Source organism: Pseudomonas maioricensis, from assembly GCF_022790535.1.
Lineage (GTDB): Bacteria > Pseudomonadota > Gammaproteobacteria > Pseudomonadales > Pseudomonadaceae > Aquipseudomonas > Aquipseudomonas maioricensis.
On record NZ_LOHG01000016.1, the window covers coordinates 30,330 to 50,724 of the forward strand.

Annotated in this window: 26 protein-coding genes; 13 read left to right on the forward strand and 13 right to left on the reverse strand. The window is 56.6% G+C overall.

What is annotated here, in order from left to right:
- Positions 1 to 48: 48 nt before the first annotated feature.
- Positions 49 to 240, reverse strand: coding sequence for a PLDc N-terminal domain-containing protein (locus AUC61_RS21155; protein WP_027898882.1), 192 nt, complete (start codon positions 238 to 240; stop codon positions 49 to 51).
- A 150-nt stretch (positions 241 to 390) separates the two neighbouring features.
- On the opposite strand from AUC61_RS21155, the gene AUC61_RS21160 reads away from it, so the two are divergent.
- Positions 391 to 1,317 carry a ZIP family metal transporter gene (locus AUC61_RS21160; protein WP_243248095.1) on the forward strand — a complete coding sequence of 309 codons (927 nt, stop codon included), beginning with the start codon at positions 391 to 393 and terminating at the stop codon, positions 1,315 to 1,317.
- A gap of 4 nt (positions 1,318 to 1,321) precedes the next feature.
- Here AUC61_RS21160 and AUC61_RS21165 read toward each other — a convergent pair whose 3' ends face one another.
- Together AUC61_RS21165 and AUC61_RS21170 are read right to left on the reverse strand one after the other, a co-directional pair.
- Positions 1,322 to 1,843 (reverse strand): hypothetical protein, encoded by a 522-nt coding sequence (locus AUC61_RS21165; RefSeq protein WP_243248096.1) that lies wholly within the window; start codon positions 1,841 to 1,843, stop codon positions 1,322 to 1,324.
- 87 nt (positions 1,844 to 1,930) lie between these two features.
- Complete coding sequence (locus AUC61_RS21170; RefSeq protein WP_243248097.1) at positions 1,931 to 2,464, reverse strand: ankyrin repeat domain-containing protein; 534 nt, start codon at positions 2,462 to 2,464, stop codon at positions 1,931 to 1,933.
- A 464-nt stretch (positions 2,465 to 2,928) separates the two neighbouring features.
- On the opposite strand from AUC61_RS21170, the gene AUC61_RS21175 reads away from it, so the two are divergent.
- Positions 2,929 to 3,207: a DUF3509 domain-containing protein gene (locus tag AUC61_RS21175; protein WP_122665590.1), complete on the forward strand. Its 279-nt coding sequence runs from the start codon at positions 2,929 to 2,931 to the stop codon at positions 3,205 to 3,207.
- 198 nt (positions 3,208 to 3,405) lie between these two features.
- On the opposite strand, the gene AUC61_RS21180 is transcribed toward AUC61_RS21175, so the two are convergent.
- The 6 genes from AUC61_RS21180 to aroC form a co-directional block, all read right to left on the reverse strand.
- Positions 3,406 to 4,128: a helix-turn-helix transcriptional regulator gene (locus AUC61_RS21180; protein WP_243248098.1), complete on the reverse strand. Its 723-nt coding sequence runs from the start codon at positions 4,126 to 4,128 to the stop codon at positions 3,406 to 3,408.
- Between the two features lie 262 nt (positions 4,129 to 4,390).
- Entirely contained in the window at positions 4,391 to 5,074 is a 684-nt protein-coding gene (gene mtnC / locus AUC61_RS21185; protein ID WP_243248099.1) for an acireductone synthase, read from the reverse strand.
- Positions 5,075 to 5,086: 12 nt separating this feature from the next.
- Positions 5,087 to 5,635: a 1,2-dihydroxy-3-keto-5-methylthiopentene dioxygenase gene (locus tag AUC61_RS21190; RefSeq protein WP_122665593.1), complete on the reverse strand. Its 549-nt coding sequence runs from the start codon at positions 5,633 to 5,635 to the stop codon at positions 5,087 to 5,089.
- Between the two features lie 70 nt (positions 5,636 to 5,705).
- Positions 5,706 to 6,320, reverse strand: coding sequence for a methylthioribulose 1-phosphate dehydratase (locus AUC61_RS21195; RefSeq protein ID WP_122665594.1), 615 nt, complete (start codon positions 6,318 to 6,320; stop codon positions 5,706 to 5,708).
- The gene (locus AUC61_RS21200) at positions 6,317 to 7,480 is read right to left on the reverse strand and encodes an MFS transporter (protein ID WP_243248100.1); all 1,164 of its coding nucleotides are present in this window, start codon (positions 7,478 to 7,480) and stop codon (positions 6,317 to 6,319) included. Before AUC61_RS21200 ends, AUC61_RS21195 begins: the two co-directional genes overlap by 4 nt.
- A gap of 36 nt (positions 7,481 to 7,516) precedes the next feature.
- Positions 7,517 to 8,608 carry a chorismate synthase gene (gene aroC / locus AUC61_RS21205; RefSeq protein ID WP_243248101.1) on the reverse strand — a complete coding sequence of 364 codons (1,092 nt, stop codon included), beginning with the start codon at positions 8,606 to 8,608 and terminating at the stop codon, positions 7,517 to 7,519.
- Positions 8,609 to 8,751: 143 nt separating this feature from the next.
- Here aroC and AUC61_RS21210 point away from each other — a divergent pair, with 143 nt between their 5' ends.
- Positions 8,752 to 9,711, forward strand: a complete 960-nt coding sequence (locus AUC61_RS21210) for an alpha/beta hydrolase (protein WP_243248102.1) — start codon at positions 8,752 to 8,754, stop codon at positions 9,709 to 9,711.
- Positions 9,712 to 9,829: 118 nt separating this feature from the next.
- Positions 9,830 to 10,633: a hypothetical protein gene (locus AUC61_RS21215; protein ID WP_243248103.1), complete on the forward strand. Its 804-nt coding sequence runs from the start codon at positions 9,830 to 9,832 to the stop codon at positions 10,631 to 10,633.
- 46 nt (positions 10,634 to 10,679) lie between these two features.
- Here the strand turns inward: AUC61_RS21215 and prmB are convergent, their stop codons facing one another.
- Positions 10,680 to 11,588, reverse strand: coding sequence for a 50S ribosomal protein L3 N(5)-glutamine methyltransferase (gene prmB, locus AUC61_RS21220; RefSeq protein WP_243248104.1), 909 nt, complete (start codon positions 11,586 to 11,588; stop codon positions 10,680 to 10,682).
- Positions 11,589 to 11,848: 260 nt separating this feature from the next.
- Here prmB and AUC61_RS21225 point away from each other — a divergent pair, with 260 nt between their 5' ends.
- From AUC61_RS21225 to AUC61_RS21255, 7 genes are all read left to right on the forward strand, one after another.
- Positions 11,849 to 12,439 carry a cysteine hydrolase family protein gene (locus AUC61_RS21225; RefSeq protein WP_243248105.1) on the forward strand — a complete coding sequence of 197 codons (591 nt, stop codon included), beginning with the start codon at positions 11,849 to 11,851 and terminating at the stop codon, positions 12,437 to 12,439.
- A 231-nt stretch (positions 12,440 to 12,670) separates the two neighbouring features.
- Entirely contained in the window at positions 12,671 to 12,991 is a 321-nt protein-coding gene (locus tag AUC61_RS21230; protein ID WP_243248106.1) for a hypothetical protein, read from the forward strand.
- Positions 12,992 to 13,178: 187 nt separating this feature from the next.
- The gene (locus AUC61_RS21235; protein WP_243248107.1) at positions 13,179 to 13,736 is read left to right on the forward strand and encodes a Smr/MutS family protein; all 558 of its coding nucleotides are present in this window, start codon (positions 13,179 to 13,181) and stop codon (positions 13,734 to 13,736) included.
- A gap of 409 nt (positions 13,737 to 14,145) precedes the next feature.
- Positions 14,146 to 14,424 carry a type II toxin-antitoxin system RelE/ParE family toxin gene (locus tag AUC61_RS21240; RefSeq protein ID WP_243248108.1) on the forward strand — a complete coding sequence of 93 codons (279 nt, stop codon included), beginning with the start codon at positions 14,146 to 14,148 and terminating at the stop codon, positions 14,422 to 14,424.
- 8 nt (positions 14,425 to 14,432) lie between these two features.
- On the forward strand, positions 14,433 to 14,744 hold the full coding sequence (locus AUC61_RS21245) for a HigA family addiction module antitoxin (RefSeq protein WP_027898900.1): 312 nt from the start codon (positions 14,433 to 14,435) through the stop codon (positions 14,742 to 14,744).
- Between the two features lie 274 nt (positions 14,745 to 15,018).
- The gene (gene folE, locus AUC61_RS21250) at positions 15,019 to 15,564 is read left to right on the forward strand and encodes a GTP cyclohydrolase I FolE (protein WP_243248147.1); all 546 of its coding nucleotides are present in this window, start codon (positions 15,019 to 15,021) and stop codon (positions 15,562 to 15,564) included.
- A 74-nt stretch (positions 15,565 to 15,638) separates the two neighbouring features.
- A complete protein-coding gene (locus AUC61_RS21255; RefSeq protein WP_243248109.1) occupies positions 15,639 to 16,010 on the forward strand; it encodes a glutathione S-transferase N-terminal domain-containing protein in 372 nt (123 codons plus the stop codon).
- Positions 16,011 to 16,031: 21 nt separating this feature from the next.
- Here the strand turns inward: AUC61_RS21255 and AUC61_RS21260 are convergent, their stop codons facing one another.
- From AUC61_RS21260 to AUC61_RS21270, 3 genes are all read right to left on the reverse strand, one after another.
- The gene (locus AUC61_RS21260; RefSeq protein WP_243248110.1) at positions 16,032 to 16,424 is read right to left on the reverse strand and encodes a lysozyme inhibitor LprI family protein; all 393 of its coding nucleotides are present in this window, start codon (positions 16,422 to 16,424) and stop codon (positions 16,032 to 16,034) included.
- Between the two features lie 172 nt (positions 16,425 to 16,596).
- On the reverse strand, positions 16,597 to 17,199 hold the full coding sequence (locus tag AUC61_RS21265; RefSeq protein ID WP_243248111.1) for a glutathione S-transferase family protein: 603 nt from the start codon (positions 17,197 to 17,199) through the stop codon (positions 16,597 to 16,599).
- Positions 17,200 to 17,235: 36 nt separating this feature from the next.
- Entirely contained in the window at positions 17,236 to 18,402 is a 1,167-nt protein-coding gene (locus AUC61_RS21270; RefSeq protein ID WP_243248112.1) for an aminotransferase-like domain-containing protein, read from the reverse strand.
- An 82-nt stretch (positions 18,403 to 18,484) separates the two neighbouring features.
- On the opposite strand from AUC61_RS21270, the gene AUC61_RS21275 reads away from it, so the two are divergent.
- The gene (locus tag AUC61_RS21275) at positions 18,485 to 18,955 is read left to right on the forward strand and encodes a MarR family transcriptional regulator (protein ID WP_243248113.1); all 471 of its coding nucleotides are present in this window, start codon (positions 18,485 to 18,487) and stop codon (positions 18,953 to 18,955) included.
- Positions 18,956 to 19,176: 221 nt separating this feature from the next.
- Positions 19,177 to 20,370: a benzoate/H(+) symporter BenE family transporter gene (locus tag AUC61_RS21280; protein ID WP_122665610.1), complete on the forward strand. Its 1,194-nt coding sequence runs from the start codon at positions 19,177 to 19,179 to the stop codon at positions 20,368 to 20,370.
- Positions 20,371 to 20,395 lie beyond the last annotated feature (25 nt).

A 20,395-nucleotide genomic window follows, 5' to 3' on the forward strand; every position in this document is an offset into this window, starting at 1 on the left:
TCGGCAGCTCCTACAGCTCACTCGTCTACAGCGCGATGCCAGCAGATATCAAATCCGCACATTACCCCGCGGGCCAGCGAGTGCCCAGATGATCAGCCCCAGCACAGGCATCAACACGATGAGCAATATCCAGAGGACTTTGATCCCGGTTTCGGCGCCACTTTTCAATACGTGGATGACGGCCCAGATATCGAGGGCCAATATGATCAGCCCTACCAGACTATTAAACGTCGAACCCATGATGTCACTCCAGATTGAATAATTGCCCCTTTAGGATAGTGGCATTCCTACAGGGTTCCGTTGAACCAACGGCATATTTTTGCGTTCCGAATCGAGTCACGTCCGCATTTACGCATTGACGTCCAGATTTTCCAGACAGGTCAGCCAGTCATGCAAACACCCGCACAACCAAGATCGCTCTGGGCCTCATGGCTGGCCCATGCTCAGTCCACGCCCCTGCTCAGCCTGGGGTTTCTGCTGGTGATACTGGTCGTGCTCGGGCTGTTTATTGCCAGCGGCTACAACGCTGTTTATGGCGCCAATCAGGACAACCTGCATTATGCGCTTCTGGGCGGCACTGCCGGTTTCGCCGCGACAGCACTCGGCGCAGTCATGGCGGTGGCGCTGAGAGATGTTGCCCAGCGGACTCAGGACGTCATGCTGGGCTTCGCCGCCGGCATGATGCTTGCGGCCAGCTCGTTTTCACTGATCCTGCCGGGGCTGGCTGCTGCTCGTGAGATAACCGATAGCGGGCCACTCGCTGCGGGTACCGTGGTAGTCGGTTTAGGACTGGGCGTGCTGCTGATGCTCGGTCTGGACAAATTTACGCCCCATGAACATGAAAGCGTTGGCCGGCAGGGCCCGCATTCGGAGCGCATCAACCGGGTCTGGCTGTTCGTGCTGGCGATCACCCTGCACAACCTGCCCGAAGGCATGGCCATTGGTGTCGGTTTCGCCAATGGCGATATGGAAGTCGGCATCCCGCTGGCCACCGCTATTGCGATTCAGGACATTCCCGAAGGGCTGGCGATCGCACTTGCGCTGCGCGTTACCGGCTTGTCTGCCATGAAAGCGATGCTGGTCGCGATAGGCTCCGGCTTGATGGAGCCTATCGGATCGCTGATTGGTCTGGGGATTTCCAGCGGCTTTGCCATCGCTTACCCCGTCAGCCTGGGTCTGGCTGCGGGCGCGATGATCTTTGTGGTGTCCCACGAGGTCATTCCGGAAACCCACCGCAATGGCCATCAGACTTCAGCAACGCTAGGGCTGATGGGCGGCTTTGCGGTGATGATGTTCCTCGACACGGCGCTGGGCTAGGCGTTTAAAGGCTGCGCAGCGCCTCCAGTGCTGGCGCTGCCTGGATGTTCAGCGCGGCACACAGCTCTAGCACTCGTGCCTGATCGCTGCCATAGACCAACACTGCCTGCAGTTCATCATCCAGAGGCTGACTGAAATTCATCAGCACATACCCGCCGTTTTCCTTGTTCATGCTGCCCAGCTGGATCTGGATGCGATTGAGCGCTACCAGCGCATCGACCTTTGCCAATTGTTTGGGCTTGATGTTGAACGCGACATCTTTACCAAATGAATCGACGATCTGCGCGAACAGGTCCATGTAAGTGTCAGCCTGGAACAGAACAGTATCGGGGAGGCTCCCCACCACGACCCATTCACCCAACGGAATAGGGAACGTGTCGTCGTAGTTGATATCGGGATTGGCCGCCAGAAATGCCGACGGATCCGCGTACGCCTGGGCAGCCTCATCCGCAACACGTTCGATATCCTGCTCCCCCATGCAACCCGAACTGATTTTGCCGATTAATTCGATGAGTTGATTCTTCATGGGAGGTCCTGATGTCGAGCAAAAATAAAGGCGCGAAGGATACCGACAAATCCTTCGCGCCTCTATCACTTACGCCGGTATTACATTTCAGCCAGCAAGTTGAGCCAATTGCGCTGCGGTATCTGCTGCGCCCATGGTCTGGGCGGCAGCCAGCGGCGTCACGCCCTTCGCATCACGGGCGTTGGGGTTGGCGCCTTTGCTGATCAGGTAGTCGACAATTTCGGTCCGGTTGAACATGGCCGCCATCATCAATGCGGTGCGACCGTCAGCAGAGGCACCCTCAACTTCAGCCCCTGCGTCGACCAGCAATTTGACGACGGCCAGGTCGCCTTTAAACGCCGCACCGGCAATGGGGCTTTGGCCGTTGTCATTGCGAATCTCCGGGTTAGCCTGGTACTTGAGCAAAACCTGCACGGCATCCTGGTGACCGTGGTAGCTGGCAAGCATCAACAGCGTGTCGCCTTTGTGGTTGCGCAAATCAGGTGTAAGACCTTTCTCCAACAACCTGTCCAGCATCACTGCGTCCCCGCGACGGGCTACGTCAAAAACCTGCTCGGCAAACTCCAGAGCTTCCTCGTCGTTCATTTGTACAGGTTGATTGCTGGTGTGGTGATCTGACATGGGTAACTCCGGCAGTATCCAGGTGTGAGAAGAGTATCCGCACGACAGCTCTCCCCCTTCAATTTAATGACAACAAGTCTCCAGAGCGGTTCGTCATGGGTCAAGGTGTAGAGCCATAAACTAACCGTTCATCGACTGATGAGACGTCCGTCCCATCTTTTTTATTGGATGCCCGAATAAAAACCAGAAAGCGCGGTCGGATTATTCACGCAACATGCCACGACCCACCCGCTGAATCCTTTCTGCTCTGCGCAGCAAAGTTCCCTCGCCGCTGAAAAAAACCTGAAAAAAACCGCAAAATGCAGGATGCCCGATAGCCATTCATGCATATTGCACGAATACGAAAAAACCAGATTTGTGCAAGTACTTGTTTTTAAAGGATTTTTATCGAATGCAAATACTGGCACAGTCACTGCACTAGTACTACCAAGCTTGTTATCCCATGAGCAATGGAGCCGCTAGACATGACTTTTATCCAAGAAAAATTCGCTTCCGTATTTTCCGAATTCGACGTCACCACTCAAGCTCGCCCAGATGGTGGTGTACTGCTCTCTCTGCGTAATAACGAGGGCAAGCAAATCCGCCGCTCTGTGTCCTACGCCCAGCTTCACACCCCGGTTCAACTTGAGTGGGTGATCAGTGCGATCCGCCGTGACCTGGCTGGACAGGCAAGTGACCTCCCGGCGATTTCCATGCTGCAAAGCCAGCACCGTTTCGACCTGCCGACGTATCACACCCGTTGATCCAGGGTCTGTTGATCCAGAGCTTCGAGAGTTCCAACTGTCCGTTTCACGCTGCACCGATTCAAACGCTTCGCTCCCTTTGTTTAGCCGTGATTGCCTGTTGGCTTTCACGGCTTTTTTTTGCCTGAGCGTTTCTTACCGCGCAGTCCAGCCCTCAGCAGTAAATCTCCCGGCTCCGGTTCAGTTAACAGGTGTCATTCATTTGATGATCCCCTGGCATAACGCCTCGCCTACCGCTTGAGCCTTGTTGGACACTCCGAGTTTGCTGTAAATGCTCTTGAGGTGATATTTGACGGTGGCCTCAGACACCTGTCGAATCGTGGCAATCTCCCAGGCTGTCTTGCCGTCGCGAGCCCACTCAAGTATCTCGATTTCCTTTTCACTCAACCCTCTGGATCGCAATTTCGTCCCTCTCCCGACCAGATGGAGCACAGGCACCAGACTGGAAAGCAGATACCTGTCTGCGCCTTTAAGCCCCCGGCTCAAGCCATTGAGCGAGCAAATCGATGTGACGCCCTGAAAGCTTCGGGCCGGGCTTGTGTACCCATAGGAACACGCGGGTGTCAGCCCATACTGCTCCACCGCCAGGTCATAGCTGGCAGGGCCCGGATAACGCTTGAAAGCTGACTTCCAGTCGATAAACCCCAGTTGTTCGCGGTAATGATTGACCACTGGATCGTCCATTAGCAGCAGGTGCCTTCGGTAATCCTGACTCCACCGAGGATCGACATTAGAGGTCACCAGCGTCAGCAGCATCGAGCCTCTGAACTGGCAAAATATCGCCCGTTTACACTCACACTCCTGCCGCAACCACTCCAGCGCATTTTCGATGGCCTGATGACTGTCCAGTTCGTGAATGCTTCTGACCATCTGTTGTATGAGTGGATTTTCGGTCGAGTTGATTGATTCCGCACTTCCCATCGCAATTCGCTCCTCTGCCCAGTCACGGCGCAGGATTGAATTGATTGTTGGTCAGGCTGCGCCAGAGCTGGATCAATCAGAAAACTACACGATTAAAAGTGCTGAAGAACAACACTCGAAATAAACAGGTGTTGCCTACCCAAATAAAAGCCCCATCCTACTTTTCCGCAGGATGGGGCTGACTGAACTGCACCGACTGCGCCCTTCGGCTCAGCAGATTACGGCGCGAAGATGCCTACGAGGGGAGCACATCCACTCGCCGTTAGAATGCAGACAGATCGATGTCGGCAAAGCTGACCACGTTGACGTGCCCAGGCAACTTGCCGCCCACACGTACCAGCCCGCAAGTAGCCATGCCTGCGGCCTTTGCGGCGTCCAGCTCTTCGACGATGTCCGAAAGGAAAATGATCTCCCCGGCTAGCAGCCCAATGGCCTGGGTGATGTTGCGATACGACTTCGCCTCACGCTTGGCACCGGAGGTGGTGTCGTAATAGCCACTGAACAGCCCTGAAAGATCTCCTGCCTCGGAGCATCCAAAAATCAGCTTCTGCGCCTGAATCGAGCCCGAGGAATAAACATAAAGGCCATAACCCTGTTCATGCCAGCGCTGAAGAGCTTCGACTGCATCAGGGTAAACATGCCCCTTGAGCTGACCGGCGTTATAGCCCTGCTCCCAGACCATGCCTTGCAACGCCTTGAGCGGGGTTGCCTTGCGATCTTCGGCTATCCACGCCAGCAGAATCACGATGACACGCTCGACATCAGCGTCCGGCTCCGCGCTGTCCTCGCGCACCGCCTGCAACTGCGCGGCAACATCAGGGCGTGAAGCCTGCTGGCGAACAAAGTCGGGCAAATGCTTCGCCGCGAACGGGAACAGCACGTCGAATACAAAACTGACCGCGCTGGTAGTGCCTTCGATATCGGTCAGGACCGCTTTGATTGTCATGGAAACCGAATCCTATAAATCGTCGAGCTGCGGGAATTGACTGGCGATCTTTTCACCCGTGAAATTCGCGACCCAGCCTTCAGGATTGTTGAACAGGCGAATCGCCACGAAATGCGGATTCTCGCCCATGTCGAACCAGTGTGGCGTGCCCGCAGGTACTGAAATAAGGTCATTCTTTTCGCACAGTACGGCGTAGACATACTCACCGATGTGCAACGTGAACAAACCACGACCGGCGACGAAGAAACGCACTTCATCTTCGGAGTGCCGATGTTCATCGAGGAACTTCGCGCGCAGTTCAGCTTTTTGCGGGTGATCGCTGTTGAGGCTGATGACGTCAACCGTGACGTAACCGCGTTCGGTCATGAGCCGGTCAATTTGCACACGATAGGCACTGATCACTTCTTCCTGGCTGGCACCCGGGGTAATCGGCGTGGCTGCCTGCCAGCGGTCAAAACCCACGCCATGCTCGGCCAGGGTCGAGGCGATATCTTCGACATGGGTCAGGACTTTATGTGGCTGCTCAGGGCTGGACTGGTGATAAACATACAGGCTGCTCATGGCTGCGCTCCTCGGCTCGGTTCGGTTTGTCCCGCGACTTTTACAGGTCGCTCGGGCTGATGCTAAAACGTTATCGGTTCAGTATGGCCAGGGTCTTGAGTTCGCATTCAAAGAGAAACTCAAACGCCTCGATTTGCCGCAGCGCATCGCTCATCTTCGCGCCCCAGGTATATAAACCATGGCCGCGAATCAGGTAACCGGCGCAATCGGGATGCGCATCCAGCCAGGGCTGCACTTTAGCCGCCAGACGCGCGATGTCCTGATCGTTGTCGAAGATGGGCACCACGACCCGTGATTCATGCGTGACAACGCCACTGAACGCTTTCTGCAGTTCGTAATCTTCGAAGACCAGGTGATCTGCCTCGGTCAGACGAGAGAGAACGGTCGCGTTGACCGAATGAGTGTGCAGTACGGCACCCACCTCCGGCTTGCAGCGGTAGAGTTGCGTGTGCAGCAAGGTTTCCGCCGAAGGTTTTTTCCCCGGCTCCAGGCTATTGCCGTCAAGATCAGTGGCCAATACATCGTCGATGCCCAACTGCCCCTTGTGTTTGCCAGAGACGGTCAGCAATACCTCGCTGGCAGACAGCCGCGCCGAATAGTTACTGCTGGTCGCGGGAGACCAGCCACGACCGTATAGAAAACGCCCGGCGTCGATAATTGCCTGACTCAGTTGTTCGCGGCTCATGCCCGCTCCTCTTTCATTCGTGTAGCCGCCATGATGGCAGCGGCCAATGCCGCGACACTGGCGATGGTAAATGTCCAGCCTGCCCCAAGGAAGTTCCAGGTGTAACCGGAGTAAAGCGCCCCCAATGCACCGCCCGTACCGGCCAGCGCCGCGTACAGTGCTTGCCCCTGGCCTTGTTGCTGCGGGCCGAAGCTACGTTGCACGAAGTGGATGGCAGACGCGTGAAAGCTGCCGAATGTGGCGGCGTGCAGCAATTGGGCAAAGAGCAGCACCGACAGATGGTCGGCAAAATTGCCCAGCAATGACCAGCGCAATCCCGCCAATAAAAAACTGACCAGTAATACCTGGCGCACCGAGAAGCGTTGCAATATCCGGCTCATGGCCATGAACATCAGCACTTCAGCAACCACGCCAACCGCCCAGAGCATCCCGATCAACCCGCGACCGTAACCCAGCTGATCCAGGTGCAGGGTCAGGAAGGTGTTATACGGGCCGTGACTCAATTGCATCAAGCCGACGCAGGCATAGAAAGCCAGTACCCCTGGCCGCCTCAGTTGCCGGAAAAAACCACCCGTTTCCGGATGAGTCGTGGACACGACGGGGTGCGCATTGGGCACCCACCAACTGCTGATGACAATCCCGAAAATGATCGCTACCAGCACATAAGGGAAATAGTCGAGGCTCAACCACTCGAATAAACGCCCCACGCCCACTACGGTAAGAATAAAACCGATGGAGCCCCACAACCGAATCTGGCTGTAGCGGGACGTCTGACCTCGCAGATGCGCCAGGGTAATGACTTCGAATTGCGGCAGGATCGCATGCCAGAAGAACGCGTGCAGGGCCATGACCATCGCCAGCCAAATATAGCTTTGCTCAATCAGAATCAGGGAAAAAGCGAGCAATCCACAGATGGCGCCAAGGCGCACGATTACCAGACGACGCCCGGTGTAATCCCCCAGCCAGCCCCAGAGGTTGGGTGCGATACAACGCATCAGCATCGGGATCGCCACCAGTTCACCAATTCGCGCGCTGGAGAACCCGAGATGACTGAAATACAACGGCAGAAACGGTGCTGTCGAGCCCAGTAAAGCGAAGTAAAACACGTAAAAACTGGACAGCCGCCAATAAGGCAGCTGTCCAGCGGGGGGATGCGTCACGTCAGTTTGCCCTGGCAGCAGCAACGCCATCGGGCATTACAGTTGACCCAGCACGGGCGTTGTCACCTGAACATCGGCGTTCTGACCACGATGGCGCAGAAGATGATCCAACAGCACGATGGCCATCATTGCTTCGGCAATCGGTGTAGCGCGGATGCCTACGCAAGGGTCATGACGCCCTTTGGTGATCACATCCACCGGATTACCGTGCACATCGATCGAGTGGCCTGGCGTAGTGATGCTGGAGGTCGGCTTGAGGGCCAGATGCGCAATAATTGGCTGCCCCGATGAAATACCACCGAGAATCCCGCCCGAATTGTTCGAGGTGAAACCTGCGGGGGTCAACTCGTCACGATGCTCGGTACCGCGCTGCGCAACACTGGCAAAACCGGCGCCGATTTCCACACCCTTGACCGCGTTGATGCTCATCAGCGCGTGAGCCAGATCGGCGTCCAGACGGTCGAAGATCGGCTCGCCCAGACCGGGCATCACACCTTCGGCAACCACTGTGATCTTCGCACCGACCGAATCCTGGTCGCGCCGTAGCTGGTCCATATAGGCTTCCAGCTCCGGAACCTTGTCAGGATCGGGACAGAAGAAAGCGTTCTCCTCAACCGATTCCCAGGTCTTGAAAGGAATTTCAATCGGCCCCAGTTGGCTCATGTAGCCGCGGACCACGATGCCCATCTTCGCCAGATACTTTTTGGCGATAGCACCGGCCGCAACGCGCATGGCCGTTTCTCGCGCCGAACTGCGACCGCCGCCGCGATAATCGCGAACGCCGTATTTGTGGTGGTAGGTGTAATCGGCGTGAGCTGGACGGAACTGGTCCTGGATCGCCGAATAGTCCTTGGACTTCTGATCGGTGTTACGAATCAGCAGGCCAATCGAGGTGCCGGTGGTTTTGCCTTCGAACACGCCGGAGAGGATTTCCACCTCATCGGCTTCCTGACGCTGGGTCGTGTGCCGACTGGTGCCGGGCTTGCGCCGATCCAGATCAACTTGCAGGTCTTGCAGCGACAGCTCAAGGCCCGGCGGGCAGCCGTCAACGATGGCAACCAGCGCCGGACCATGGCTTTCGCCAGCAGTGGTGACAGTGAACAGCTTGCCGAAGGTGTTGCCGGACATGCGGACGCTCCGATAAATCAGCGAAAAAACCAGATCGATAAAAACAGACCCGCCAGTATACGCAGGCTGCTCGCGTAGTTCATCCTCGAACCTTATTCGTCTGGCCGCGTCCAATCGGCATCCCATCAGATAGTGGCCCAACGATGCTACGCGTTATCGCTTTGATTCTTCCCTTGCTCACCGGGCTTGCTCACGCTGCCACTCCTTCAGTTCTGCAGCGGCCCATCGTCTTGCAAACTCCGACAGGCGAGTTGGCAGGTACCTTATTGCTGCCCAGATCCAACGCCCCGGTGCCGGTGGTGTTGATCATTGCCGGCTCCGGCCCTACCGATCGTGATGGCAACAACCCGGACGGCGGACGTAACGACAGCATGAAACGGCTGGCGCGGATCCTCGCCAAACACAACATCGCCAGCGTGCGCTACGACAAACGAGGTGTCGCCGCGAGCAAGGCCGCAACACCTGACGAGCGCAATCTGAGTATCGAAGCCTACGTCGCCGACGCCGAGGCCTGGGGCCGGAAACTCAAGACTGACCCGCGCCTGGGTCAATTGATCCTGCTGGGCCACAGCGAAGGTGCGCTCGTCGCTTCCCTGGCCGCTGAAAAGGCAGGTGCCGCCGCAGTGATATCCGTGGCAGGTACCGGGCGCCCGGTGGACGAGGTATTGCGCGAACAGTTGCAAGACCGTTTGCCGCCACCTTTGCTGCAGCGCAGCAATCAATTGATTGATGAAATAAAGGCGGGCAAGACCGACAACGCTGTGCCGAAAGAGCTGGAAGTCGTCTTCAGACCCAGCGTTCAGCCTTATCTGATTTCACTGTTCCGACAAAACCCTGCCGCCGCATTCGGCAAACTGCAGGTCCCCGCACTGATCGTGCAGGGTCGCCATGACATTCAGGTGGGTGTTGGTGACGCAGAGTTATTGAAAAAGGCCAAACCCGATGCCGAACTGGCCTTGATCGAGGGCATGAATCACGTCTTGCGCATCGTGCCAAACGACATCAAACGTCAGTTGGCGTCTTACAAGGATCCGCAGCTCCCTCTGTCGAGCGAGCTTTCCACGCGCATTTTGCGTTTTATCGAAGCGGTGCCCGCGGCGTGACCAAGGAAATTTGACGTCAGGAAATCATGGACACCCTTCAGGACTCGTAAAAACTGCCGATAGGGATTTGCTGGCGCTGTGTTTGCTGCACAGGGTCAAGGACAGGATTGCCGTAAACATGACAGAAACAACAGCGCTACCCAAAACCACTGAAGATACCGACGTCGCTGAAGCGCAAGCTTCAGCGCCTGCGCAGCTGTGGGACGACGTCAAGCCGGAACACTTTTTGATGCTGCGTCTGGCCCCGCTGCAGACCGACCGCGCCACCGGTGGCCGTCCACTGCGTTTTGTACAGTTTGGCCGTGCCGAACGTCACAGCAAGGAAGTGAGCCTGCTGCGCATGAACATCCAGTTGCCTGGGCAACGGGTGCGTCGCGAGCAGAACCATCTGGACGTATGGGTAGATCATGAAAAGCATATCGTGCGCTTCGGCCCCGATTCAGGCTTGCAGATCGAGCCATGGAACCGCGGTATCGGGCGCTTTTTGATCGCTCAAGGTATCCACTGGGCGCAGAAAAAGTGGTCGGCTTACAAAGTCGAGACCTTTGCACTGCCCAGCAAGGACGGCCTGAACGAAGACACTCGCCTGCGCCGCGACCACTTTCTGAAGACTCAAGGCTTCGAAGTTGCGTACGCCGACGCGCAGCACATGAAAGGCAGCTTCAAGGAAGTACAGGTGGGCAACCTGCACAGCACCTGGAATAACGACAAGATTCAGATTATCGAGATTCTCGAAGCATCACAGATGCTGGAAGGCGCCGAGAAAAAGATGATCGAACAAGAAGTGTTGATCCGTCAGCACGAGGATCGGGTCGGTAAGTACAAGCGTGAAGACAGTGGCTTGCGCTTCACCATCGCCTGCCTGGTGACGTTTGCAGTTTTCCAGGCCGGGTTGTTGATCTGGATTGCAACGCACCGCTAATCGTCAAACGGAGGCGCTCATCGCGAGCGCCTCCGGTTTTGATCGATCAAACCCGAGATTCGAACAGCGCCTGATGTTCACGACACTGAGCCGCACTGAGCATGAATACCCCATGGCCGCCGCGCAGGAAATCCAGCCAGGCAAATTCGACTTCCGGGTAAAGCGCCTGCACGTGAACCTGACTGTTGCCGACCTCAACGATCAATAGCCCCTTCTCGGTCAGATGATTGGCCGCCTGGCTCAACATCCGCCGCACAAGATTCAGGCCGTCACTGCCACAGGCCAAAGCCAGTTCGGGCTCGTGCTGGTACTCATCCGGCATGTCCGCGAAATCTTCTGAATCAACATAAGGCGGATTAGAGACGATCAGGTCAAAGCGCTGACCCGGCAGACCGTCAAAGCCGTCGCCCTGAACGGTGTAGACGCGCTGATCCACTCCGTGACGCTCGATGTTCTGGTTAGCAACTTCCAACGCTTCGAAAGACAGATCAGCCAATACCACTTCGGCTTCCGGAAACTCATCAGCGCAAGCAATACCGATGCAACCGGATCCCGTGCACAAGTCGAGAATGCGTGCTGGCTCATTGGCCAGCCAGGGTGCGAAGTGGTTTTCAATCAGCTCGGCAATCGGTGAGCGCGGGATTAACACCCGCTCATCGACGATGAACGACATGCCGCAAAACCATGCTTCGCCCAGCAAATAAGGGGTTGGCACACGCCCGTCGATGCGTCGTGCAATCAGACGCTGCAGTTCGGAAATTTCATCAAGCTCCAGACGGCAATCCAGATAGCTGTCGGCAATTTCCCAAGGCAGATGGAGTGCACCCAGAACCAACTGGCGCGCCTCGTCCCAGGCATTATCGGTACCATGTCCGAAAAACAGGTCTTCTTCGTGAAAGCGACTGACCGCCCAACGGATATGGTCGCGCACAGTGCGCAAGCGGGATGTGATCACTGGGGCAAGCTCCTTGGAATACGTCTTGAGATTCTAGCAGCCATGACCGTAACACACGATGCCCGAGTGCCATTACTGACCTGCCTCACGTACGACGATGGTTTTGGATACGCAGCTTTTTAATCAAGGCATAATGCTGGCCGCCGAGAAACATCTAGGCCGCTAAAGGCCAGAGAAACCGGAGCTTCTCATCGCCGCCATTCCCAGAACCGCTCAAGCGGAGGAGAATGTCGCAAAAGCCCCACACAAAGGAGCCCCAGATGTCCGATCCAAAGACCATGTTTCAACTCAGCGGCCGTGGCTATGCAGCGGCCACTTTGAGCAATGCCACGCTGATCATTATCGATGCACAGAAAGAATACCTCAGTGGTCCGCTGGCTCTGACCGGCGTGAATGAGGCGGCAGCCAATATCCACAAACTGGTCAGCGCAGCTCGCGCCGGTAAAAACCCGATTGTGCACATCCGCCACCTTGGCACTGTGGGCGGTCTGTTTGATCCTCAAGGTGAACGCGGCGAATTCATGCCTGATTTGAAGCCACTCGAAGGTGAACAGGTGGTTGAAAAACGCCTGCCGAACGCCTTCAACGGCACCGGGCTGGACGATTTGCTGCAAAGCCTTGGTCATCTGGACCTTATTGTCTGCGGCTTCATGAGCCACTCAAGCATCAGCACCACGGTGCGTGCGGCGAAGGATTATGGCTATCGCTGCACCCTGGTAGACGATGCCTGTGCGACGCGCGACCTGCCGAGCCCGGATGGCGTTGTTAGAGCGCATATCGTTCACCGCACTGAAATGGCGATCATGAACGATAACTTCGCGACCCTTGCCCTGACCAAAGACCTGATCTGAATCGCGCTACACCTCCAGAACTATCTGCCCTGCCCGGCTACGAGCACGATCACTCAACGCCGGACTGCCCCACGCCTGGCTTCCTGTAGCCAGTGTCGTTTGGGCGGTCATGTGACGCTGTTCACATTACCGCCTATCCATTAATACCCGCCATTTGCCTCTGATTCCCTGACAACGGGAACCCGCTGACGCTTGTCCGGGTCAGACCCCGATACTCTGGAGGAAATCAGAATGAAAGTATCCGACGGTTTTGATGCCCGTCGCCTGCGTCCAAAAGGATCGGGCAGTTGGGGCGTCCGCATTGGCTCAGCCATTGCTGCCCTGTTGGCGACTTTCGGCGTGTTGCTGGCAATGGCAGGTATTTCCAGCCTGATCGGTCATCCTCAAGCGCTGGGTGAACTCAATGCCAGCCCGCTTGGCGCCGGCCTGATGGTATTGGGTGGTCTATTGGTTCTTTATGCGGGCATCTGGCTTTGGCGCCGCTGCCGACTGGGCCGACGCCGCAAAAACGGGCTGAACATGTCGCCCCATTTGATGAAGAAGCATGACTGACAGGCCGTGCAGATAATGTCGTGGGACCGGCTTTAGCCGGGAAAGCGGCCTTCCTGACATCAAATTTTGTTGGCTGTACCGGCCTCTTCCCGGCTTTAGCCAGTCCCGCCTCACTGCGCCTATATCGGGATCACGCCACCGCTGACACTGCGACTTGGTTAAACTAGCCTCCTTCGCGGAGGCTGACATGCAAGACGATGACTTTTCCCTGTTCAAAAACGAGTTACGCGGCGTCAAGCCCATCAAGCAAGAATATGCCGATGTAGGCAAACCGAAAACCGACCGCAAACTCCTGGCCAAACTGCGCCAGTCCGCGACGGTGCGCACCGACTCGACAAGAGTCGACGGATTGTCTGATCAGTTCGTAATCGATGTCGGACCAGAGGATGTGCTGAGCTGGTCACGCGATGGTGTTCAGGAAGGCCAGATGCGCAAGCTGAAGCTTGGCCAGATCAGCTTCGAAGGCAGTCTGGACCTGCACGGCATGACCGTTGAGGTCGCACGGGAAACCTTGTGGGAGTTTCTTGCAGAAGCGACCAAACTGGAAATCCGCTGCGTGCGCGTTACCCATGGCAAGGCAGTGCGCCTGGATGGCAAGCGGCCGATGATCAAAAGCCACGTCAACACCTGGTTGCGACAACACCCGCAAGTGTTGGGCTTCTGCTCGTGTCAGGCTAAACATGGCGGCGCAGGCGCGGTGTACGTCATGCTCAAACGGACCATGATGGAAGGCCGCGACGAATAGACCGTCGCAGCCTGAGTCAGCGCCGGGGGCGTTATGGACGCCCGCCAGGGCCGCCGCCACCCGGACCACCGCGGTCGCCACCTTCATAGTGACCGCCGCCATGCCCACCACCGCCTCCATGCCCGCCGGGTCCGCCTGGACCCCAGAACGGCCAACAGCCTGAAACTGTAGACAGCACTGCAATCACCATTGCCACTTTCACCATTCGACCAAACATCACTTAACTCTCTCATGCGACAGGTATTTGTTACCTGTTCATTCAGACAGCACAGGAGGTGTTAAGTCTGTAGCGGGTTGGTACGGGGTTGGTAAGCGACTGGGTACAATCCCCCCCCCCCAGAGATGCCGCTTGATAAATAAGTACGCTCCTATATACTCGAAATTTAACGAATAACGTTAAGCATTATAGATGATTCAGAGCTTTCGCTGCATCGATACCCAGACGCTTTTTGAAACCGGCAAGACCAGACGTTGGAGCGGGGTGAAAAATGTAGCTGAAAGAAAGCTGGCGATGCTCGACGCTGCAACTGCGCTGAAAGATCTCAAGTCACCACCCGGCAATAGGCTTGAAGAGCTTCAGGGGGACAGACAAGGCCAGCACAGCATACGCATCAACGCTCAGTTCAGAGTTTGCTTCGTATGGGGCAGCAATGGACCGGAACATATAGAAATTGTTGACTATCACTGAGGTGAACCATGCATAAGAACGGCATGCGCCCGATACATCCGGGAGAAATTCTCAAGGAAGAGTTTCTTGAGCCACTGGGGGTGACCCCGGCAGCACTCGCCCGCGCGCTTCATGTCTCGGCCCCGACAGTCAACGATATTGTCAGAGAACGACGCAACATCAGTGCAGATGTCGCATTGCGTCTCGCAACGGCACTCGGTACATCTGCGCAATTCTGGTTGAATCTTCAAGCGTCCTACGATCTGCGCAAAGCAGAGATCGAAAAAGGTGAAGAAATCTACCGGGATGTCCACCTTCTCGACTGCTGTGCCTTCAGCTAAAAAACCTGAACGACCAGCCTGCTGTCACACCAATAGGCCCTTCTGTAATAGACGGCAATACAACTACAGTCGCACCTACGCTACTATGTGCGACCTGCCAGAAAAAGCCCGGCAATGGCTTAAGCGAAGCGGCAAATCCCGCTGTCGATTTATGCATCCGCTTGACTCGGGCGCTGATTGGGCGAGATCGGGAAACTCGAATAGAGCTGGATTGGTACAACATTGGTACGACCCGACATGGTACCTATCTGAAAACCTTATGGAATCAACCCCTGTGACACTGGAACAGAACTACACCGCGATCCTTGGCCAACTGGGGGAAGACGTTTCCCGCGAAGGTCTGCTCGACACTCCCAAGCGCGCTGCCAAGGCGATGCAGTACCTGTGTCGCGGTTATGAACAAACTCTGGAAGAGGTCACCAACGGTGCCCTGTTCAGCTCCGATGCCAGCGAAATGGTGATGGTCAAGGACATCGAACTGTATTCGTTGTGTGAACACCACCTGCTGCCGTTCATTGGCAAGGCGCACGTTGCTTACATCCCTAACGGCAAGGTGCTGGGACTGTCCAAGGTCGCTCGCATCGTCGACATGTATGCTCGTCGCCTGCAGATCCAGGAAAACCTCAGCCGTCAGATCGCCGAAGCGATCATGCAGGTTACCGGTGCGCTGGGTGTCGCGGTGGTGATCGAAGCCAAGCACATGTGCATGATGATGCGCGGCGTTGAAAAGCAGAACTCTTCAATGATCACCTCGGTAATGCTCGGCGAATTCCGCGATAACGCTTCAACCCGCGGCGAGTTCCTCAGCCTCATCAAGTGATTGACGCCCTGCCCGGCTGAGCATTCGCCGGGCGCGGGCGATCACTTCACGCCCGTCTTCTGCGAGGTCTTCACGTGTTTATCAAGGCATTAAGGGTTGGTCTGGGCCAACTGGTCATCTTCATCGACTTCATCACCCGCCCGGCGAAGAAAAAACGCACGCCCGAGGCTCAGGCAGCCGTCGAGCAATCAGCAAAAAATCTGAGCCTTTATCAGTTCAATGCCTGCCCGTTCTGCGTCAAGACGCGACGCACCCTGCACAAGCTCAATGTGCCGGTTGTGCTGCACGACGCCAAGAACAATGAACAGGATCGTCAGACACTGCTCAATGAGGGCGGCAAGATCAAAGTGCCTTGCCTGCGTATTGAAGAGGACGGCAAGACCACCTGGATGTACGAGTCCAAAGTGATCATCGACTATCTGAATCAGCGCTTCGCAGCCGTCTGATTGAATGCTGACTGCCCGACATCAGTTCGGGCAGCCTTGCTCACGGCACGTCGAATACGCCTTCAACTGCTCGACCCGCACTTGAGTATGTTCGGCCAGGCATTGAGACTGCTGCAGCGGCCAGATTGAGCCGGAGTCCTCAGCCTTGCCGACCTGATAAAGACAATCCGCATCACGAAAAGCGATCCATTTCTGCTGCGCGCCCTTGAGCGCCTGTTTTTTCGCCGGGCTCTGCAAATAGGCCATTTGCGCCTTGTACTGCTTGTTCAACTCAGCATCGAGCGCAGCCAGCTTTTGACCTGCACAGCGGTTCATGGCCGCCTGATTGGCATTGCAGTCTGCTGTCTGGGCAGAAGCAGAGCAGCCGATGCCCAGCGCCATGAATGTCAAAACGGCCATCATTGAAAAGCGCATGTGGAACTCCTTTCCCGAGAGTGATTGTGATGGATGGGCAAAGCTGATCCCGACCGGCGCGAAGATTAACGGCCAGTGCCAGCCCGACCCAGCGATTTCAACCTGCTAAAACAATCGGACATAAAAAAACCGGTCATGTTGCGTGACCGGTTTTTTCAGGTGCCTCTGACGATCAATCCAGCATGCCGACATAGCCGGGCTGCGCCTTCACTCGCTCCAGCCATTGCTCGATGCCTGGATAAGGCGTCAGATCAAAGCCGCCTTGATGGGCAACGTGGGTATACGCGTACAGCGCGATATCGGCGATGGAGAAGGTCTCCCCTACCAGAAACGGCGTGCGCTTCAGTTGCTGCTCCATCACCGCCAAGGCGCGGTAACCTGCCTTGTGCAGCGAGCGATACTCTTCAAGTCGCTCGTCAGGCAACCCAAGGTAAAACTGGATAAAGCGTGCTACGGCAATACTCGGCTCATGGCTGTATTGCTCGAAGAACTGCCATTGCAACACCTGCGTACGCAACCGCGGCTCACCCGGCAGGTACTGGCTACCATCGGCCAGGAAATTGAGAATCGCATTGGACTCCCACAGGCAAGTCCCGTCCTCGAGCTCCAGCACCGGGATCTTGCCGTTGGGGTTCTTCTCCAGAAACGCAGCGGTCTGGGTTTCACCGTTGAGAATGTCCACCGGCACCCAGTGGTACTCAACACCCAACAGGCTAAGCATCAGCTTGATCTTGTAGCAGTTGCCCGAATTGTAATCGCCGTAAACCTTATACATACCCTTCTCCTTGAATGCTTCGCCTGGTCCACGCCATTACGCGACTTGCTCTAAACGGGCCTGACGCACGACCGCTGCCAATCTTTTCAGGCCTTCATCGAGACGGGCCGGATCAATATGACTGAAGTTCAGCCTCAGGTAGCCAAGGTTGGCATCCGGATCAGCAAAAAAAGGCTCCCCCGGCATAAACGCTACATCCTGCCTCAGCGCTTCGTCGAGCAAGCTCCGTGTGTCCATTGGCTGCTTGAGCGTCAGCCAGAAAAACAGACCACCTTGCGGACTGTTCCAGTCAGCTATATCGGCAAAATGTCGTTTCAGTGCAGCCTCAAATGCATCCCGACGCTGACGGTAGAAGCTCTGCAGCTCAGACAAATGCTCACGGTAGTGCTCGGTGCCAATCCATTGCAGCGCCTGCCACTGGCCCAACCGGTTAGTGTGCAAATCCGCCGACTGCTTCAAACGCAGTAGATGCGGGAACAGATCCGGACTGGCGATCAAGTAACCGACCCTCAGACCCGGCAGCAGCGTTTTCGACACGGTGCCGGTGTAGATCCAACTGGCCTTTTGCAAACGGCTGGCGATAGGTCTGGCACTGCCCCCATCAAACGTGAGGTCACGATAAGGTTCGTCTTCGATCAGGGTCACGCCAAACTCATCGAGCAAGGCAGCCACCGCTTCACGACTGGCTTCGCTGTAACGCACTGCGGACGGGTTCTGGAAGGTCGGAATCAAGTAAGCAAACGCAGGGTTGTGCTGCTCCAGTTGCTGTCGCAAAGCAGGTAAATCAGGGCCGTCGGCCTGTAGCGGGACGGTCAGGCAGTCAGCACCAAACAACTGGAATATTTGCAGCGCCGCGAGATAAGTCGGCGCCTCAAGCACGATCTGCGTGCCTTTATCGATGTACAGCTTGGCGGCCAGATCCAGCGTCTGCTGCGAACCACTGACAATCAGCACCTGGCTGACATCGCACTGCAGACCAATCGCCCGCGCCTCAGCAGCCAAGGCCTCGCGCAATCCGGGCTCGCCCTCACTCATGCCATATTGGCCGAGCGAAACAGGCATGTCCGCCCACTCCACCCGAGGCAGCATCGCTTCGGCAGGCAGGCCACCCGCGAAGGACATGACTTCCGGACGCTGCGCTGCGGCAAGGATTTCACGAATCAGAGAACTTTTAAGCCGGGACACGCGTTCGGAGAAAGCCATTGAGATCACCGCTAGCCGAAGTAATTGGAAATAAGTCAAACTGGTTGACCGAAATTACGACGCCGGACCTAGATACGTCAATATGCTTGACCTTAAAAACTCCGCATCTCAGCAAATCGCCATGGAAGCTTTTTTCTTCGGGTATCAGGCATTCACGGCCAAAGCAGACGAAATGCTTGCCCGACGAGGCTTCAGCCGCGTGCATCAGCGCATCGTCTTTTTCATCGCTCGCTACCCCGGCTTGAGCGTGAAAGAGCTGCTCAGCGTGCTCGGCGTGAGCAAGCAAGCGCTGAATGCACCGCTGCGCCAACTGATTGCCATGGATCTGGTCCAGAGCGCAGCCCCGGACAGCGACAAGCGCAAGCGTTTACTCGGCCTGACTGAAGAAGGCGTGAAATTCGAACAGGCATTGCGCCGCGAACAGGTGAAGCTGCTGCAACGGGTCTTTGCCGAGGCGGGTCGCGAGGCGGTCGACGGTTGGCTGCAAGTCAACGAGGCGCTGGGCAAAACGTTGCAGAGCGGTGCGCGGCCTGTTTCTCGTGAGGATGATTAAAAATCCAGCACCGGACCTGTAGGCCTCGCTTTTAGCCGACAGAGGCCGGTCCATTCGCAGATAATCCTTCGGCCCTACGGGCTCTCTGTTGCTGAGCTGAACGATTGCCCTGAGCACATCGTAACTGTACTCACGTTTACGAATGCCGCTGTATCGCAACACTCTGATAGCACTACGTTTACGCTTGTCGCCTGCCGTTGCACACGCTCAAGGATGGATCGATGAACGCTTCAAACCCCACCCGTCTGCGCCCTCTCGCCGATACGTCGCCCGCCGCCATCGTCGCAGGCTTCATTGCCATGATGACGGGCTGCACCAGTTCGCTGGTGCTGATGTTCCAGGCTGGTCAGGCCGCGGGGCTCACCAGTGGGCAAATCTCTTCGTGGATCTGGGCATTATTCATGGGCATGGCCGTGTGCAGCATCGGCCTGTCCTTACGCTACAGAACACCCATCACCGTGGCATGGTCGACCCCCGGCGCAGCGCTGCTGATTACCAGCCTGGGCGGCGTGGCGTATCCCGAAGCGATCGGCGCCTTCATTACCTGCGCAGTTCTGGTGATCATCTGCGGCGTGACCGGCAGCTTTGACCGGCTGGTAAAAAAGCTTCCGGCATCCCTTGCAGCGGCTTTACTGGCGGGCATTCTGTTCAAGATTGGCAGTGAAATCTTCGTCGCCGCCCAACACCGCACCGCGCTGGTACTGGGCATGTTCTTTACCTATTTGCTGATCAAGCGGGTGTCACCACGCTACGCGGTGCTGGCCGCTCTGCTGGTGGGGACGGCACTGTCCGGATGGCTCGGCTTACTGGATTTCAGCGGTTTCAAACTTGAAGTGGCGATGCCCGTCTGGACCACGCCAGAGTTTTCCCTGGCGGCGACCGTCAGCATTGGTATTCCGCTGTTTGTGGTCGCCATGACTTCGCAGAATATGCCGGGCGTCGCAGTGTTACGCGCTGATGGCTACCACGTGCCGGCCTCTCCGCTGATTTCTGCAACCGGCATCGCCTCACTGGTCCTGGCACCGTTCGGCTCCCACGGGATCAACCTCGCTGCTATCAGTGCAGCCATTTGCACCGGCGCCCACGCTCACGAAGATCGTGACAAGCGTTACACCGCTGCAGTCTGGTGCGGAGTGTTCTACGCCATTGCCGGGATCTATGGCGCAGCGTTAGCCGCGCTGTTTGCCTCGTTTCCCAAGGAGCTGGTGTTGTCGATTGCCGCCCTTGCGCTGTTCGGCTCGATCATCAATGGCCTGACAGTCGCCATGAACGAACCCAAAGAGCGCGAAGCGGCACTGATCACCTTCATGGTGACCGCCTCGGGACTGACCCTGCTGTCCATTGGCTCTGCGTTCTGGGGGATTGTGGCGGGGGTTCTGACGTTGGTGATCCTGAATGGGCGTTCACGCCGGTAGAGGCAGGTAGAGGCCGGTCGCTTCG

Bases quoted from the DNA above. Each gene is read 5' to 3' on its own strand.
- AUC61_RS21160 (WP_243248095.1), top strand. From the start codon at position 391: ATGCAAACACCCGCACAACCAAGATCGCTCTGGGCCTCATGGCTGGCC.
- aroC (WP_243248101.1), bottom strand. From the start codon at position 8,608: ATGTCCGGCAACACCTTCGGCAAGCTGTTCACTGTCACCACTGCTGGC.
- AUC61_RS21165 (WP_243248096.1), bottom strand. From the start codon at position 1,843: ATGAAGAATCAACTCATCGAATTAATCGGCAAAATCAGTTCGGGTTGC.
- AUC61_RS21155 (WP_027898882.1), bottom strand. From the start codon at position 240: ATGGGTTCGACGTTTAATAGTCTGGTAGGGCTGATCATATTGGCCCTC.
- AUC61_RS21175 (WP_122665590.1), top strand. From the start codon at position 2,929: ATGACTTTTATCCAAGAAAAATTCGCTTCCGTATTTTCCGAATTCGAC.
- AUC61_RS21235 (WP_243248107.1), top strand. From the start codon at position 13,179: ATGCAAGACGATGACTTTTCCCTGTTCAAAAACGAGTTACGCGGCGTC.
- AUC61_RS21240 (WP_243248108.1), top strand. From the start codon at position 14,146: ATGATTCAGAGCTTTCGCTGCATCGATACCCAGACGCTTTTTGAAACC.
- AUC61_RS21195 (WP_122665594.1), bottom strand. From the start codon at position 6,320: ATGAGCCGCGAACAACTGAGTCAGGCAATTATCGACGCCGGGCGTTTT.
- AUC61_RS21265 (WP_243248111.1), bottom strand. From the start codon at position 17,199: ATGTATAAGGTTTACGGCGATTACAATTCGGGCAACTGCTACAAGATC.
- AUC61_RS21210 (WP_243248102.1), top strand. From the start codon at position 8,752: ATGCTACGCGTTATCGCTTTGATTCTTCCCTTGCTCACCGGGCTTGCT.
- AUC61_RS21245 (WP_027898900.1), top strand. From the start codon at position 14,433: ATGCATAAGAACGGCATGCGCCCGATACATCCGGGAGAAATTCTCAAG.
- AUC61_RS21275 (WP_243248113.1), top strand. From the start codon at position 18,485: ATGCTTGACCTTAAAAACTCCGCATCTCAGCAAATCGCCATGGAAGCT.
- mtnC (WP_243248099.1), bottom strand. From the start codon at position 5,074: ATGACAATCAAAGCGGTCCTGACCGATATCGAAGGCACTACCAGCGCG.
- AUC61_RS21170 (WP_243248097.1), bottom strand. From the start codon at position 2,464: ATGTCAGATCACCACACCAGCAATCAACCTGTACAAATGAACGACGAG.
- AUC61_RS21280 (WP_122665610.1), top strand. From the start codon at position 19,177: ATGAACGCTTCAAACCCCACCCGTCTGCGCCCTCTCGCCGATACGTCG.
- AUC61_RS21270 (WP_243248112.1), bottom strand. From the start codon at position 18,402: ATGGCTTTCTCCGAACGCGTGTCCCGGCTTAAAAGTTCTCTGATTCGT.
- AUC61_RS21180 (WP_243248098.1), bottom strand. From the start codon at position 4,128: ATGGGAAGTGCGGAATCAATCAACTCGACCGAAAATCCACTCATACAA.
- AUC61_RS21260 (WP_243248110.1), bottom strand. From the start codon at position 16,424: ATGCGCTTTTCAATGATGGCCGTTTTGACATTCATGGCGCTGGGCATC.
- AUC61_RS21230 (WP_243248106.1), top strand. From the start codon at position 12,671: ATGAAAGTATCCGACGGTTTTGATGCCCGTCGCCTGCGTCCAAAAGGA.
- AUC61_RS21190 (WP_122665593.1), bottom strand. From the start codon at position 5,635: ATGAGCAGCCTGTATGTTTATCACCAGTCCAGCCCTGAGCAGCCACAT.
- AUC61_RS21225 (WP_243248105.1), top strand. From the start codon at position 11,849: ATGTCCGATCCAAAGACCATGTTTCAACTCAGCGGCCGTGGCTATGCA.
- AUC61_RS21215 (WP_243248103.1), top strand. From the start codon at position 9,830: ATGACAGAAACAACAGCGCTACCCAAAACCACTGAAGATACCGACGTC.